This window comes from Halosubterraneus shenae (genome assembly GCF_050510935.1).
Lineage (GTDB): Archaea > Halobacteriota > Halobacteria > Halobacteriales > Haloferacaceae > JBDGPU01.
In genome coordinates, this window is the sequence record NZ_JBNLVO010000004.1 from 349889 (window position 1) to 364050 (window position 14162).

14 protein-coding genes are annotated in these 14162 nt (G+C 69.2%); 8 read left to right on the forward strand and 6 right to left on the reverse strand.

All coding sequences use genetic code 11. From position 1 onward, the window contains the following. The first annotated feature begins 24 nt into the window (after positions 1-24). Positions 25-531, forward strand: coding sequence for a phosphate-starvation-inducible PsiE family protein (locus ACQE3M_RS10830; RefSeq protein ID WP_430505619.1), 507 nt, complete (start codon positions 25-27; stop codon positions 529-531). A 188-nt stretch (positions 532-719) separates the two neighbouring features. Here ACQE3M_RS10830 and ACQE3M_RS10835 read toward each other — a convergent pair whose 3' ends face one another. The 3 genes from ACQE3M_RS10835 to ACQE3M_RS10845 form a co-directional block, all read right to left on the reverse strand. Beyond that, positions 720-1370 (reverse strand): ribonuclease HI family protein, encoded by a 651-nt coding sequence (locus ACQE3M_RS10835; RefSeq protein WP_430505620.1) that lies wholly within the window; start codon positions 1368-1370, stop codon positions 720-722. 228 nt (positions 1371-1598) lie between these two features. After that, the gene (locus ACQE3M_RS10840) at positions 1599-2828 is read right to left on the reverse strand and encodes a TIGR04347 family pseudo-SAM/SPASM protein (protein WP_430505621.1); all 1230 of its coding nucleotides are present in this window, start codon (positions 2826-2828) and stop codon (positions 1599-1601) included. A 20-nt stretch (positions 2829-2848) separates the two neighbouring features. Then, positions 2849-3232, reverse strand: a complete 384-nt coding sequence (locus tag ACQE3M_RS10845; RefSeq protein ID WP_430505622.1) for an Htur_1727 family rSAM-partnered candidate RiPP — start codon at positions 3230-3232, stop codon at positions 2849-2851. 87 nt (positions 3233-3319) lie between these two features. On the opposite strand from ACQE3M_RS10845, the gene ACQE3M_RS10850 reads away from it, so the two are divergent. Continuing rightward, positions 3320-4432, forward strand: a complete 1113-nt coding sequence (locus tag ACQE3M_RS10850) for a radical SAM protein (RefSeq protein WP_430505623.1) — start codon at positions 3320-3322, stop codon at positions 4430-4432. 24 nt (positions 4433-4456) lie between these two features. On the opposite strand, the gene ACQE3M_RS10855 is transcribed toward ACQE3M_RS10850, so the two are convergent. After that, a complete protein-coding gene (locus ACQE3M_RS10855) occupies positions 4457-5077 on the reverse strand; it encodes a helix-turn-helix domain-containing protein (RefSeq protein ID WP_430505624.1) in 621 nt (206 codons plus the stop codon). Between the two features lie 237 nt (positions 5078-5314). Between ACQE3M_RS10855 and ACQE3M_RS10860 the strand changes: the two genes are divergently transcribed. Next, a complete protein-coding gene (locus ACQE3M_RS10860) occupies positions 5315-5842 on the forward strand; it encodes a halocyanin domain-containing protein (RefSeq protein WP_430505625.1) in 528 nt (175 codons plus the stop codon). Positions 5843-6007: 165 nt separating this feature from the next. Continuing rightward, positions 6008-6676: a helix-turn-helix domain-containing protein gene (locus ACQE3M_RS10865; protein WP_430505626.1), complete on the forward strand. Its 669-nt coding sequence runs from the start codon at positions 6008-6010 to the stop codon at positions 6674-6676. A gap of 65 nt (positions 6677-6741) precedes the next feature. Here ACQE3M_RS10865 and ACQE3M_RS10870 read toward each other — a convergent pair whose 3' ends face one another. Together ACQE3M_RS10870 and ACQE3M_RS10875 are read right to left on the reverse strand one after the other, a co-directional pair. Further along, positions 6742-7392, reverse strand: a complete 651-nt coding sequence (locus ACQE3M_RS10870) for a dienelactone hydrolase family protein (RefSeq protein WP_430505627.1) — start codon at positions 7390-7392, stop codon at positions 6742-6744. A gap of 207 nt (positions 7393-7599) precedes the next feature. Beyond that, positions 7600-9111 (reverse strand): phosphoenolpyruvate carboxykinase (ATP), encoded by a 1512-nt coding sequence (locus tag ACQE3M_RS10875; protein ID WP_430505628.1) that lies wholly within the window; start codon positions 9109-9111, stop codon positions 7600-7602. 329 nt (positions 9112-9440) lie between these two features. Here ACQE3M_RS10875 and ACQE3M_RS10880 point away from each other — a divergent pair, with 329 nt between their 5' ends. From ACQE3M_RS10880 to ACQE3M_RS10895, 4 genes are all read left to right on the forward strand, one after another. Continuing rightward, positions 9441-10007 (forward strand): gluconate 2-dehydrogenase subunit 3 family protein, encoded by a 567-nt coding sequence (locus ACQE3M_RS10880; protein ID WP_430505629.1) that lies wholly within the window; start codon positions 9441-9443, stop codon positions 10005-10007. Beyond that, positions 10004-11641: a GMC family oxidoreductase gene (locus ACQE3M_RS10885; RefSeq protein ID WP_430505630.1), complete on the forward strand. Its 1638-nt coding sequence runs from the start codon at positions 10004-10006 to the stop codon at positions 11639-11641. Before ACQE3M_RS10880 ends, ACQE3M_RS10885 begins: the two co-directional genes overlap by 4 nt. Before the next feature lie 117 nt (positions 11642-11758). Then, entirely contained in the window at positions 11759-12925 is a 1167-nt protein-coding gene (locus ACQE3M_RS10890; protein ID WP_430505631.1) for an alpha-1 4-glucan-protein synthase, read from the forward strand. Next, positions 12918-14099, forward strand: a complete 1182-nt coding sequence (locus ACQE3M_RS10895) for an extracellular solute-binding protein (RefSeq protein WP_430505632.1) — start codon at positions 12918-12920, stop codon at positions 14097-14099. The genes ACQE3M_RS10890 and ACQE3M_RS10895 overlap by 8 nt, the downstream gene beginning before the upstream one ends. The last annotated feature ends 63 nt before the right edge of the window (positions 14100-14162 follow it).

A 14162-nucleotide genomic window follows, 5' to 3' on the forward strand; every position in this document is an offset into this window, starting at 1 on the left:
CGGGGAGTTAGAGGAACCCGAGGGATGTCCGACGACCAAACACAGGGGTCCACCGAGCGGGACGGCGCCACCGACGCGCTCAGCCCCTCGGAGCGTTTTTCCCGGATCACGGACCGGTTCATGCACGGCGTCGAGCTGGCGGCCGCGGCGCTGTTCGCGCTGCTGTTCGCTATCGGCGTCATCGACCTGCTGCTCCAGATCCTCGACGCCGTCACGAGCGGCCGCATCACCGACCCGCTCGTCGTGATCGGGTTCATCGAAACCGGCCTGCTCCTGCTCATCATCGTCGAGGTGTACGAGACGGTCGTCGCGTACACCCAGCAGAGCGACACGCGCAAGATCGTCCGACTCGTCATCTACACGGGCGTCATCGCGATGGTCCGGAAGGCGATCATCTTCCGGACGGGCGAGTACGCAACGACGCTCGACGCGCTGTTCGCAGCAGTCGCGTACACCATCATCATCCTCGGACTCGTCGGCCTGCTCCTCGCGGAACGGGGGGAATCGGGGACCGTCCTTCCCGGACCCTGAGCATCCGTCCCGGATGACGGACTCGGGAAGCCAGCGAGGTCGTCGGGACACAGCTTTGCGAGCGTCGACGGCGACCTCGGCCCGGACCGGATCGACGAGGCGAGCCGTCGCCCGCGCGTCTACGAGGCCGTCGCCGGCCATAGCCCGCTCGCGCTGGAGCGCGGCAAGGAGGTGGCGTCCCGCACTTATCAGGGGCCGAGGGCGGCAATGTCCGCGCCCACCGTCGCCAGCGCGTCGGCGGGGTTCGGGTCGCTGTCGGCCAGGTGCGTGTAGTGATGGGTCGGAACGGCCTCCAGCGCCGCTGCGACCGCCTCGCTGTACGCCTCGACGCCCGATTCCGTCGGATCCTCGCCGCCCCAGACGTCCCGGATGACCGTCATCGAGTCGATGCGGACCTCCAGCTGCTGCGGGTCGTAGCGGGTCAGCAGCTCGGCGAGCCCGAGCTGGAGGGCGACGTACTCCGCGACGTTGTTCCCGGTCCGGGCGCCGACGGGACGGCCGAGTCGGGCGAGCTCCCGCTCCTCGCCGTCCATGATGACGGCGCCCGCACCGGCGGGCCCGGGGTTCCCGCGCGAGCTGCCGTCGACGTAGAGGACGAACGCGTCGCTCGCCGTCTCGGTGACGGCGGGGCGGGAGAGCCCCGACTCCAGGAGGCCATCGAGTGCGCGGCGCAGCTCGGCCGGCGTCGTATCGGGGTCGAACAGCCCGCCGTAGCCGGGGACCGCGTCGTCGACGGCGTCGGTGGCGGCCGCCAGCTCGTAGCCGACGCCCGCGAGCACCTCGTCGACGCGCGTCGCGAGCGGCGGGAGGTGTTCGACCGGGAGAGGGTCGTCGGTCACGCTGTCCCCACCATCTGGCTTCGGTCCCGGATCCTCCCATCCTCGCTTCCGGGGACTGTCGTCGGTTCGTCGCGCCACTGCATACTGGTCCTTGGGGGTCGAGCGGGATAATCGCTTCAGGTAGCGGGTCGCCTTAGACCACTCACTGACTCGCTGCCCGGCACGCTATTTATAAGTAGACCCCCGTCGGTGACCGACCAGGAACCGACGAAGTCCAGTGCCGTCCACTCAGTCCGCCGATCCGGGGAACTCCGACGTGTCGGCCGGGCCGGGCGGGAGGTCGGCGCCGCGTTCCTCTGCCGTGAGGTAGCACTGCGGGTCCGGCGCGCTGATCCCGTCGGTGGCGAGCGCGCGGAGCCGCGAGCCGCCGCGGCAGATGTTCTTATAAGCGCAGTCCGCACATTTGCCCGTCAGCCGGTCCTCGCGGTCGCGGAGGAAGTTCAGGAGCGGGTTCGTCTCGTCCTCCCAGATCTCGCTGAACGGGCGGTCGCGGACGTTGCCGAGGCTGTACCCCTGCCAGAACTGCGTCGGGTGGACGTTCCCCTGGTAGTCGACGTCGGCGACGCGCTCGCCCGCGGGGTCGCCGCCGTTGCGCTGGAGGTACTCGTGGACGCGGCGGGCGTGGGCCTCGCCGAACTCCTCGCGGGCGTACTCCACGAGGAACGCGCCGTCGACGTAGTTGCCGACGAGCAGCGTCTCGATCTCCTCGCCGGCGTCGTGGTACTCGCGCGTGAGGTCACAGAGCCGGCGGATGGCCGCGCGCTTCTCGTCCGGGTCGAGGTCCGCGTCGGCGATGTCGGCGCCGCGGCCGCCGTAATCGAGGTGGTAAAAGCAGAAGCGGTCGACGCCGACGTCGGTGAGCAGGTCGACGACGCCCGCCATGTCCGGCGCCGTGCGCTCCGTGATCGTGTACCGGAGGCCGGTCTTGATCCCGGCGTCGAGACAGGTCTCGATCCCCTCGACGGCGGCGTCGAACGCGCCCTCGCGCCCGCGGAAGGCGTCGTTGCGCTCGCGGCGCCCGTCGACGGAGACGCCGACGTACTGGAGGCCGGCCGCCTGGAGCGCCTCGACCGTCTCGGCGGTCAGGAGCGTCCCGTTCGTCGAGAGCACCGGACGGATCCCGCGGTCGGACGCGTACGCAACGAGCTCCGGGAGGTCCTCACGCATCGTCGGCTCGCCGCCGGAGAACAGCAGGACAGGGATCCCGTAGTCCGCGAAGTCGCGGATGAGTCCCTTCGCCTCCGCCGTCGACAGCTCGCCGGGCGCCGGTTCGGACTGCGCTGCGGCATAGCAGTGCTCGCAGTGGAGGTTACACCGCTTCGTCACGTTCCAGACGACGACCGGGCGTCGCTGCTTTTCCTCCCGGATCTGGGGCTTCGCGGACTCGTCGGCGGCGTCGTACCGGAGGCCGTCGCCCTCGGCGTCGAGGTCACAGAGGAGTTTGCTGATGGAGATCATGGATGGTAGTGGGTCGGCGATTACAGCTCCCGCACGCGCGGTTCGACGTTTTCGTCGTCGCGGTCGGCGTCGCTGTCGACCGGGACGTCGGTTCCCTCGTCCGTCACCGGCTGGTCGACGAGCTCTTGCTCGTCCGGTGTTACACCCTCCGAGTTCGCTGTTTCGCCCAGCTCGTGGTCGGAGAAACGGTGGACGGCCGCGGCCGGACAGACCCAGACGTCGGTCGCGTACCACGAAAAGAGCCGGCCGGCGTACTCGTGGGCCGCTTCCGGCGTCGGCGCGCTGACGCTACCGACGTGCCGGAGCCGGTCGTCGCGGTCCGAGCGGACGAACACCTCCCATTCAGCGACGTCGTCGCCGCGCGGTTCGCCGCCGTTCGCCGTGCGTGTAGGACGGTCGACCATATTCGGCATTCCTCGTGTAGCCGCTAAAGAGTCCGTAGCGTTCCAGCAACCCTGGAACTGGGGGCGAACACGTTCGGCAAATCCCCGATGGCCGAGGATCTGGAACGACCGGACGACTCCAGTATGCTGCCCACCGTCGACACCGACGACCGGCCGTTCGTGCTCATCTGGGAGCTGACGCAGGCCTGTGACCTCGCCTGCGACCACTGCCGGGCGGACGCGAAGCCGTCGCGGCACCCCGACGAGTTGACGACGCGGGAGGGCAAGCGGCTCCTCGATCAGGCCCGGGAGTTCGGGGAGAACCAGCTCGTCGTCCTCTCCGGGGGCGACCCCGTCAAGCGCCCGGACCTCGTCGAGCTGGTCGAGTACGGGACGGAGGCGGGGCTCAACGTCACGCTGACGCCCAGCGGCACCACCTCGCTGACGCGGGAGACCATCGCCGACCTTAGCGACGCCGGCCTGCGGCGGATGGCGCTGAGCCTCGACGGCGCGACGCCCGAGGCACACGACGCGTTCCGCGGCGAGGAGGGGAGCTTCGAGGAGACGGTCGCGGCCGCGGATCACGCGCGCGAGCTCGGGATCCCGCTGCAGGTCAACACGACCGTCTGCGCGGAGACGCTCGACCAGCTGCCGAAGATCCGCGAGCTGATCGCGGAGCTCGGCGTCGTCATGTGGAGCGTCTTCTTCCTCGTCCCCGTCGGCCGCGGCGTCCACCTCGACCCCATCGACCCCGAGACGGCCGACGAGGTGATGGCCTGGCTGAACGAGGTGTCCGACTCCGCGCCCTTCGGCGTCAAGACGACGGAGGCGCCACACTACCGCCGCGTCGCGATGCAGGAGGGCGACGGCGCGCCCGGCGCGGGCGGGCGGATGGGCATCGTCGCCGGCGACGGCTTCGCGTTCGTCAGCCACACCGGCGACGTCTACCCCTCCGGCTTCCTCCCGAAGGCCGCCGGCAACGTCCGCGAGACGCCGCTGCCGGCGATCTACCGCGACTCGGAGCTGTTCACCCGACTCCGCGACCGCGGGAACCTGAAGGGGAAGTGCGGCGCCTGCTCGTATAAAGAGGTCTGCGGCGGGAGTCGTTCGCGGGCGTACGCGACGACCGGCGATCCACTCGCGGCCGATCCGCTCTGTCCGCACGTGCCCGACGACTACGACGGCGAGTTGCCCTGGGACGCGCCACGGGTCGACGCCTGACCCCGAGACCGGGTGAGTCGAGGGCTACACGTCCGGCGCGTCGAACAGCTCCGTCACGATCTTCGACTGGGCGGTCCGGATCCGCTGGGAGAGCGCGGACTTGCTAATCGACAGCTCGTCGGCGAGGTCGCCCAGGGAGGTGTCCACGTCGTCGTCGAAGTAGCCGCGGACGACCGCCAGCTCCAGTGCCTCGCGCTGCTTCGCCGTGAGCGCGGAGAGGTCGAAGGTGGCCTGCTCCGTCGCGTTCGGCCCGTCGACGATGGTCAGCCGCGCCAGCGTCACGTCGGCGACGACGTCGCGGAGGCTCTCGACGAGCCCGCGGACGGCCGCCCGGTCGTCGACGTACGTCGAGACGGCCATCGTCCCTCCCTCGACGCTGCGCACGTGGGGAACGCAGTCGAACTGCTTGAACACGTAACAGAGGCAGTCCTCGCTGACCTCCCCCTCGGCGCGGATCATCGGCGCCTCGGCCTCGCTCGGCTGGATGTCCACGTTGCACTCGTTCCCGACCGCGTTGATCCGGACGCCGTCAACGTCGGCGTCGACGTCCGTGATGGGACAGGCGAACTCCGAGTCCGGTACCACGTCGAGGTCGACGCGGAGGCGCCGAGCTGGCCCATCGTCGGACGGGGCGGAGCGTGACATATCGAACACGTACGAGGCGCACCGCCCAAATATGTGGTGCCCTGGCCCGCCAAATCGGCCGCGCTCGACACCGACTACAGCCCGCACGTCGTTACCGATGGTTGCCAGTGGAACGAACGGTGACGGGCAGCGATGCCCACTCCTCCCCTCAGCCCGAACGTGTTCGGGTGTCGATCTCAGCCGGTTGGAACGCGCTCGACCGGTTTTAAAAGGGGAGTCCCAATCTGGAACTGTAGCATGACCGTATCCGACCTCGATCGACGGACGTTCGTGGCAACGACCGGAACCGCGCTGGCGACGGCGCTCGCCGGCTGCAGCGGCGGAGGCGGCGGGAGCGGCGGAGGCGGCGGCAGCGGCGGAAGCGACGGGAGCGACGGCGGCGACAACGGCGGCGGGGGCAGCGACGGCAGCGACACCCTCGACGAGGAGCCGAACTACGACGGATGGTTCGAGAACGTCGGCAACTACGACGCCACCCTCGACCGCACCGGCCAGGACAGCGTCACGGTGTCGGTCGGCGCGGGCGACGGTCTGAAGTTCGACCCGCCGGCGGTCGCCGTTTCGGCCGGCACGACGGTCACCTGGGAGTGGACCGGCCAGGGCGGTCAGCACAACGTCGTCGCCGCGGACGGCGACTTCGAGTCTGAACTCGTCGAGGAGGAGGGCCACACGTTCGAGTACACCTTCGAGGAGTCGGGCGTCCACAAGTACAAATGCAACCCACACGAGAGTGTGGGAATGAAAGGCGCGGTCGTGGTGCAGTAGGCCGTCGATCGGACGGTCGGCGCGGGAGGCCGCATCCACCCCGGTTGACGTCGACCGTCGACCGTCGACCGTCAACCGCCGACCGTCGACCGTCGACCGCCGACCGTCGACCGCCGACCGCCGGCGACCACCGTCGACCCGAGACCCCACGCGGACCCTACACCCATGACTCAAGCACGCCTCGTCGTCGACTTGCCGGAGGGACCGTGGATAGCCGACGTCTCGCGGGCCCACCCGGACGCGACGTTCCAGGTGCTCGCGGCGCTGCCCGGGGACGGTCCCGGCTTCGCGCTCGTCTGGATCACCGCACCGGACGTCGATTCGGTGCTCGTCGACATGGACGAGCACGACGCGATGACCGAGCTGTCGATCCTCCAGCGCACTGAGCACGAGGCGACAGTCCAGTTCGAGACCTCCGTCCCGCTGCTGCTCACCGCCGCGAAACGCTCCGGCGTCCCCATCGAGATGCCCGTCGAGATCGAGGACGGGGAGGCCACCATCGACGTCACGGGCGCCCACGACCGCCTCTCCGAGCTCGGGCGCCAGTTCCAGGAGCTAGGCTTAGCGTTCCAGGTCGTGTACATCCAGGAGCGCCTCCAGTCCAGCCAGCTGCTCACGGAGACGCAGCGGGAGGCCATCCTGACCGCCGTGGACGAGGGCTACTACGACACCCCCCGGACCTGCTCGCTCACCGAACTCGCCGACGAGCTCGGCATCGCGAAATCCACCGCGAGCGAAACGCTCCACCGCGCCGAGGGCGTCATCGTCAAGGAGTTCGTCGACGACCTGCCGCCACAGGTCGACGACGACGCCGACGCCGTCGCGGAGTACTGACGGCGCTCGCTGCCGACCCGTCGCCAACGGCGTCGACCGCGGCGGCTCGACCGCCTTTTAACCACTCAGTCGAGATAGTGGCAGAACCAGGCCGCGGCGAGCCCGGAGACGGCCTTCAGCTCCCCGGGTCCCTCGAACAGGTGTCCGGCGCCGGGGATCACGACAAGGTCCTTCTCGCAGGTGAGTCGGTCGTAGGCCTCCCGGTTCAGCTCGAGCACGTCGTCGTCCTCGCCGCCGACGACGAACAGCGAGCCGGCCGCGACCTCCGGGAGCACCTCGTCGGCCATGTCGACGCGGCCGCCCCGCGAGACGACGGCGTCGACGACGGCCGGGCGCTCCACGGCCGCCCGGAGCGCCGCGGCGGCGCCGGTGCTCGCGCCGAAGTAGCCGACGTCGAGGTCGCCGACGAACTCGTGGTCGCCGACCCAGTCGGTCACCGCCACGAGGCGCCGCTCGAGCAGCGGGATGTCGAAGCGGTTCTCCCGGACGACGTCCTCCTCCTCCGTCAGGAGGTCGAACAGCAGCGTCGCCAGCCCTTCCTCGCGGAGCTCCTCGGCGACGGCGTTGTTCCGCGGGCTCTTCCGGCTGCTCCCGCTCCCGTGGGCGAAGACGACGAGCCCGATGGGGGGTTCCGGGCCCTCGGGCACCCGCAAGTCGCCTTCGAGCGTCGTCTCCGCCAGTTCGATGTCCATAATCCCGGTCGCGGTTCGGCTCATAGCTGGTCGCTCGCCGGGCGCGGTAAAGAGACTGCTGGCGGCCGAAGGGCCACACGAGAAGGCGAACAACTGCTCTGGAGGGGCGACAGACACAAGGAGAGGTTCGTCGTTCGGAGACGAAGGGTGTGGTCCGCCGGTCGGAGACGAAGGGTGTGGTCCGCCGGTCGGAGACGAAGGGTGTGGTCCGTCGGTCGGAGACGACGGGAGTCAGTAGACGGCGTCGCTGATCCCGTCGTCGAGGTCGTCGAACTCCTCGAGGTACGCGAGTCGTTCCTCGCGGAGCTCCGCTCGTGCCGCCTCGAAGTTCTCGACTCGGTCCGGAACGCTGAACCGGTCGACGTCGATGCCCGGGACGTCGCTTGGCACCGTCAGGCCGAGCGCGTCGTCGTGCTCCCAGTCGATGCTCCCGCGGGCGACGCCTTCGAGGATGGCAACGGTCTCCTCGACGCCGACGTCGGCGGGATCGTCCGTGCCGACGACGCCCGTGTTGATGACGTAGCACTCGACGTCGAGGTCGTCGATGAGGTCCCGGAACCGGTTCCCCTCCTCGCCCTCGGATCCGACGATGAAGGGGTTCGTCCCGACGACGCGGATGGACTCGCCCACGCGGGACGGGTCACCGGCGCTGGTTTCGACGGACTCGCCGAGCATGAACGCGACGGCGGCCTGCTCGGTGCTGAGGCGTGCGACCGGCGGCATCAGCGGGTTGCGGGTGATGAAGAAGACCTGGTCGACGCTTTCCAGGTCGACGTCGTCCGCGGCGCTTTCGAGGTGGTCGCGGCGAACGACGGCGCGTGCGTTGCGGCCGTAGCGCGGCTCGTCGAAGTGGACGGTCCCGTCGTCGTCGACGGCCACGTTCTCTAGCACGGCGCTGTCGTCGGTCGCTGCACTGTGGAGTTCGGGCTGCTCGTCGGCGTCGAGGCCGATCGTCTTGATGTAGAGGCCGCCGCCCTCGCTCCCGGCAACCGTCCCCGATGGGAGCAACGCACAGACGTCGTCCTGGAGCATCTCGACGCTCTCGGGGTCGTCGAGCCAGAGGCCGTGGCTGGTCAACGTCGACTTGCCCGTCCCGGAAAGCCCGAGGAACAACTGCCCGACGTCCCGACCGCCGTTCTCGTCGAGGGTGACGCGCTTGCTACCGGCGTGCAGCCCGAGCCCACCCTGCTGTTTCGCGCGCAGCATGAACAGGCGCAGGAACGACTTCTTCGCTTCGCCCGTGTAGTCGCTCCCTAGCACCGTCGTGAGCCCGGCGTCGGGGAGCACCCGGATCTCCGGCGTGTCCCTCGCGTCGGGGAGCTGCACGGTGACGAAATCGGGGTCGACGCCCGCCGACGGTTCCAGCAGTTTCGCCCATGAGAGGGCGATGCGGCCGTACTCCCGCGGGAGGAAGAGCCGACAGACGTACGAGGAGTCGGGGTGGCGACCGACGACGCGATCGACGCAGATGACGTCGTTCTCCGGGTTCCTGACCCAGTCGAGCCCCTGTTCGAACACCGAGACGTCCGCGTCGTCGAAGGAGTCGTCGACGGCGTTGGCAGTCCGGTCGGCGCTGCGCGAGCGGTACTCGCTCGTGTAGGCCGGTGCGCCGAACTCGGTCGTCGTCTCCAGGTCGGCGGAGTACTCGCGGAGCGCCTCCAACGACGGATTATAGGTGACGTGCTCAGCTGTCTCCGGGTCCGGATACGCTGCTGGCGTCGGCCGCTCGGTAATGCCCTCCATCCTATGACGTGCTCAGGTAGAATGTTTCATAAGTATGTTGAACCACGAAGACCGGCGAATAAAATTTACTCACATATGTGTATCTTTCACCGACTTTCCGTGGGACCGACTGAACCGAACTGGCGTTTCTACAGTGTCAGCTCATCGCCGACCAGGACAGCGGATAAACCGGGCTAAGGTACTGGGTGGAGGGGGCGATCCGCTGGTGTCACTACGTCGAATGCCGTCCCCGAGGTGGACACAACGTGCTTGCAAACGGGTTCCCCAGCGGACTCCGGAACGGAGACGCAAGCCCTTTGTTTAGGCTGGCCTAATCCGGGCGGTAGCCAATGGAACTCTCACGGCGAGACGTCCTCTCCGCGCTGTCGGCCGCGAGCGCCGGTGCCGTTGCGGGCTGCTCGGCGCCAACGAGCGGGGACGAGACGGTCGCGAGCGAGGCGGCTGCGAGCGAGGTGGACACGACGGACGCGACCGTCGACGACCACGACGTCGACACGCTCGTCGCACTGGGGGAGGTCGTCTACCCCTCCGGGGTCGACGGCGTCGAACCCTTCGTCCGGGAGTACTCCGCCGAGCGCGTCCGGCGAGATCCGGAGTACGAGGCGGGCGTCGTCGACGCCGTTTCCCGCCTCGACGCGTACGTCGAGGAGTTCTACAGCGACCCGTACGCCGACCTCTCGGCCACCGAACGGCTGGCCGTTCTCGAACAGCTGTCCGTCGACGACGCGGACCCGGTTCCCGACGGCGAGGACCGCGAGCGGATCCGGTACTACCTCGTGAACGAGCTGCTGTACGCCTTCTACGCGACCCCGACCGGGGCGTCGCTGGCCGGGCTGGAGAACCCGCCGGGACATCCGGGGGGCACGACGTCCTACCAGCGGGGGCCGAACGCATGAGCGGGAACGGAGACAGCGTCGGCGACGACGGTGCTGTCGCCCGCGACGTCGACCGCAGTCCCTCCGAGCGCGTCGACGTCTGCATCGTCGGCGCTGGTCCGGCGGGCGGCATCGTCGCCGCCCAGCTGGCGGCGGCCGGCTACGAGGTCGTCGTCCTCGACGCCGGCCCACGGTTCGACCCGGGCGAGCGGGCACAGCAGATGGAGGACCACCTTCGCCCGGGGAGCCACGAGCCGATCTGGGACATGGGCGGCGAGCGCGACGCCTACAGCGCCAGCGGCGACCGCCACTACCCCCTGAACGCGGCGCGCGTGAAGGGGATCGGCGGCAGCACGCTCCACTGGCAGGGGATGGTGATGCGCCTGCACGAGCAGGACTTCGAACTCGACTCGGCGCTCGGCGTCGCCGACGACTGGCCCATCGACTACGACGACCTCCGCCCGTACTACGCCGCCGCCGAGGCGGAGCTCTCCGTCGCCGGCGCCTCCGACAACCCCTTCGCGCCGCCGCGGGAGGAGCCGCATCCCTTGCCGGCGTTCCCGCCCTCCTACAGCGACTCGCTGTTCGCGGAGGCCTGCGAGTCGCTCGGGATCACGACCCACTCGGTGCCGAACGCGCGCAACTCCGAGGCGACCGCGGAGGCCGGCGCCTGCGTCGGCTACGGCACCTGCAAGCCGGTCTGCCCCTCCGGCGCGAAGTACGACGCCACCCGGCACATCGACCGCGCGGAGGCGGCGGGCGCGCGCGTCCTCGACCGCGTCCCCGTCCAGCGGCTCGAGCACGACGACGCGGGCGACCGCGTGACGGCGGCCGTCTACGCGACGCCCGACGGCACGGAGCACCGCCAGGAGGCCCGCGAGTTCGTCGTCGCCGCCGGCGGGGTGGAGACCCCGCGGCTGCTGCTGCTCTCCGAGAGCGAGCAGTACCCGGACGGGCTCGCCAACACCTCCGGGGCGGTCGGCCGCTACTTCATGGACCACCTCTTCGCCGGGATGGGCGGCACGCTCGACGAGCCGACCCGGCAGAAGCACGTCGGCTTCAACACCACCGAGAGCCACCAGTTCTACGACCGCCCGGACGGATCCCGGACCGCGATCAAGCTGGAGTTCCTCAACTACGCCGGTCCCGCGCCGGCGGACGTGGCGCTCGGCGCCGACAGCTTCGGCGACGCGCTCCTCGAGGAGATCCGGGACGTGTACGGCACCCACATCGCCATGGGCGCACTGGTCGAGCAGTACCCCCGGAAGGAGAATCGGATCCGGCTTGACCCGACCCGGACGGACGACCACGGCAACCCGGTCCCGGACGTGGTCTGGAGCCTCGACGACCGCACGCGACGGGCCATCGAGCGCGCCAACGAGATCCAGCGCTCGGTGCTCGAGGAGCTCGGCGTCGACGTCGGCTGGACCGTCGGTCCCGACAACACCGGGCCGGCGTTCCACCACATGGGCACCACTCGGATGGGCACGGACCCCGACGAGAGCGTCGTCTCGCCGGAGCTCCGGACCCACGACCTCGAGAACCTCTCCATCGCCGGCAGCTCGACGTTCGTCACGGGCGGCGCGATGAACCCGACGCTCACTATCGCTGCCCTGTCGATCAAGGCGGCGACGCACATCGAGGAGCGGCTGTAGTGTCGCCCGGCGACACCTGCGAGTCGCCGATTGACGGATGATGAACGCCTTTTCGGTGTTTTAGGCCCCCCGAAACATCGATACTCTTTAGGCCGTCCTAAAACATCCTGGTAGTAGATGAGTTCACCACAGGACATCTGCGTCGTGGTCCCGACGATACGGGAGTACGAGTGCGTGCGGGCGTACGCCGAGAACGCGCGCCTGCACGGGTTCGACACGGACCGCCTCTTCGTCGTCCTCGTCACGGAGGACTTCTGTGACACCGACGACATGGAGGCGATGCTCGACGAGGAGGGGCTCGACGGGGCCGTCTTCGACGGGAGCGCCCGCGAGGACTGGTTCCGCGAGCGCGGCCTCGAGGAGTATAACTCGCTGATCCCCGAAGCCAGCCACGCACAGACCTCGTTCGGGCTGCTGTACATGTGGGCTAACGAGGGGTTCGAGTACGGCGTCTTCATCGACGACGACACGCTGCCACACGAGGAGGACGACTTCTTCGGCACCCACATGGCCAACCTCCAGTACGAAGGGGAAATCGAACGCGTCTCCTCGGACGAGTCGTGGGTCAACGTCCTCTACCAGACCGACAAGGATCTGTACCCGCGCGGCTACCCCTACGCGGCGATGGACGAGACCGTCGAGACCGACACGACCGAGGTCGACGACGTCGTCGCCTCGCAGGGGCTCTGGACGAACGTCCCCGACCTCGACGCCGTCCGCATCCTGATGGACGGCGACCTCGAGGGCCAGGCCCAGACCCGCACGACGCGCGAGGACTTCGAGCGCGACTTCGTCGCCGCCGACGGCGACTACCTCACCGTCTGCTCGATGAACCTCGCCTTCCGCCGCGAGGTCATCCCGGCCTTCTACCAGCTGCCGATGGACGACAACGAGTGGGACGTGGGCCGCTTCGACGACATCTGGTCGGGGCTCTTCTTAAAGCGTGCCGCCGACGTGCTCGACAAGCAGGTGTACAACGGCGGCCCGCTCTGTGAGCACAACAAGGCGCCGCGCTCGACGTTCGACGACCTCGCCAACGAGGTCGCGGGCCTCGAGCTCAACGAGCACGTCTGGGAGGTGCTCGACGACGTCGCCGCCGACGCCGACTCCTTCGAGGAAGCTTTCGCCGAGATGGCCGACGCACTGGCGACGGGCGAGTTCGACGAGTGGAACAACGGCGAGTTCCTCAACTACTGCGGTGACGCGATGCGCGACTGGATCGACTGCCTGAACGAGATCGACGCGACGACTGCGGACCCCGAAACGGTGATCGCCGATGACTGACACCAACTTCGACGACGACGCTTCCGGGAGTACCGACCGACAGTTCGACCGACGCCGCGTCCTCGCCGGGATCGGCACCGCCACGACGCTGTCGATCGCGGGCTGTACGAGCGACGAGACGGAAACGACCGCGACGCCGACCGAGCAGGGCGGCGACGGCTTCGGCGAGTTCCGCGGCTCCGGCGCGCTCGTCGAGGGCCGCGGCGAGCTCGGCGGCACCCGGATGAGCGAGCTCCCCGACCTCTCCGGCGAACTCACCGTCTACATCGGTGGCGGGGAGGGCGGGCTCTACCTCGACCTCCTCGACAAGCTCGAGAACCGCTACCCGGACTTCTCGGTCGCGCACCGCGAGTACGGCACCGCCGAGGGTGCGAACACCCTCGTCAGCGAGGGCGACGCAACGCCCGCCGACGTGTTCTGGTCGGTCGACGCCGGCTCGCTGGCCGCCGTCGCCAAGGAGGGACTGACCGCGACGCTGAACGACGAGACCGTCGAGCCGGTGCCCGAGGAGTTCCACCCCGACAAGCAGTGGGTCGGCACCGCCGGTCGCGCTCGCGCCGTCCCGTACAACACGGACGCGCTCAGCGACGACGACGTGCCGGACAAGGTGGCCGAGTTCCCGGACGTCGAGCAGTTCCAGGGCAGCTTCGGCTGGGCGCCGCAGTACGGTGCCTTCCAGTCGTTCGTCACGGCGATGCGGATCCTCCGCGGCGAGGAGGCGACGAAGGAGTGGCTCCAGGCGATGCTCGACGCCGGCGTCACGGAGTACAACAACGAGTTCCTCGTCGCCAACGCGGTCGCGAAAGGGGAGATTAACGCGGGCTTCGCGAACCATTACTACTCCCTGCGCGTAAAGGCGGCCCGACCGGACGCCTCGCTGGACCTCGCGTTCACGAACGGCGACGCCGGCGCGCTCATCAACGCCGCGGGCGCCGCCATCATGGGGCCGAGCAGCAAGCAGGACCTGGCGAACAACTTCATCCGCCACCTGCTGTCGGCGGAAGCCCAGGAGTACTTCGCCACGCGGCTGTACGCCTACCCGATGATCCCCGGCGTCCCGCCGGTCGGCGGGCTTCCCACCATCGACGAGCTGAACCCGCCGGAGTTCGACCTCACCAAGCTGTCGGACATCCAGCCGACGATCGACCTGATGCGGGACGTCGGCGTCCTGTAATCGGCGCCCGACCGTCCGGGATCGGGGTCCGAGCGTTCCACCCACGACCATGCACGCCCTACC

Bases quoted from the DNA above. Each gene is read 5' to 3' on its own strand.
- ACQE3M_RS10830 (WP_430505619.1), top strand. From the start codon at position 25: ATGTCCGACGACCAAACACAGGGGTCCACCGAGCGGGACGGCGCCACC.
- ACQE3M_RS10840 (WP_430505621.1), bottom strand. From the start codon at position 2,828: ATGATCTCCATCAGCAAACTCCTCTGTGACCTCGACGCCGAGGGCGAC.
- ACQE3M_RS10845 (WP_430505622.1), bottom strand. From the start codon at position 3,232: ATGGTCGACCGTCCTACACGCACGGCGAACGGCGGCGAACCGCGCGGC.
- ACQE3M_RS10850 (WP_430505623.1), top strand. From the start codon at position 3,320: ATGGCCGAGGATCTGGAACGACCGGACGACTCCAGTATGCTGCCCACC.
- ACQE3M_RS10855 (WP_430505624.1), bottom strand. From the start codon at position 5,077: ATGTCACGCTCCGCCCCGTCCGACGATGGGCCAGCTCGGCGCCTCCGC.
- ACQE3M_RS10860 (WP_430505625.1), top strand. From the start codon at position 5,315: ATGACCGTATCCGACCTCGATCGACGGACGTTCGTGGCAACGACCGGA.
- ACQE3M_RS10865 (WP_430505626.1), top strand. From the start codon at position 6,008: ATGACTCAAGCACGCCTCGTCGTCGACTTGCCGGAGGGACCGTGGATA.
- ACQE3M_RS10870 (WP_430505627.1), bottom strand. From the start codon at position 7,392: ATGAGCCGAACCGCGACCGGGATTATGGACATCGAACTGGCGGAGACG.
- ACQE3M_RS10875 (WP_430505628.1), bottom strand. From the start codon at position 9,111: ATGGAGGGCATTACCGAGCGGCCGACGCCAGCAGCGTATCCGGACCCG.
- ACQE3M_RS10880 (WP_430505629.1), top strand. From the start codon at position 9,441: ATGGAACTCTCACGGCGAGACGTCCTCTCCGCGCTGTCGGCCGCGAGC.
- ACQE3M_RS10885 (WP_430505630.1), top strand. From the start codon at position 10,004: ATGAGCGGGAACGGAGACAGCGTCGGCGACGACGGTGCTGTCGCCCGC.
- ACQE3M_RS10890 (WP_430505631.1), top strand. From the start codon at position 11,759: ATGAGTTCACCACAGGACATCTGCGTCGTGGTCCCGACGATACGGGAG.
- ACQE3M_RS10895 (WP_430505632.1), top strand. From the start codon at position 12,918: ATGACTGACACCAACTTCGACGACGACGCTTCCGGGAGTACCGACCGA.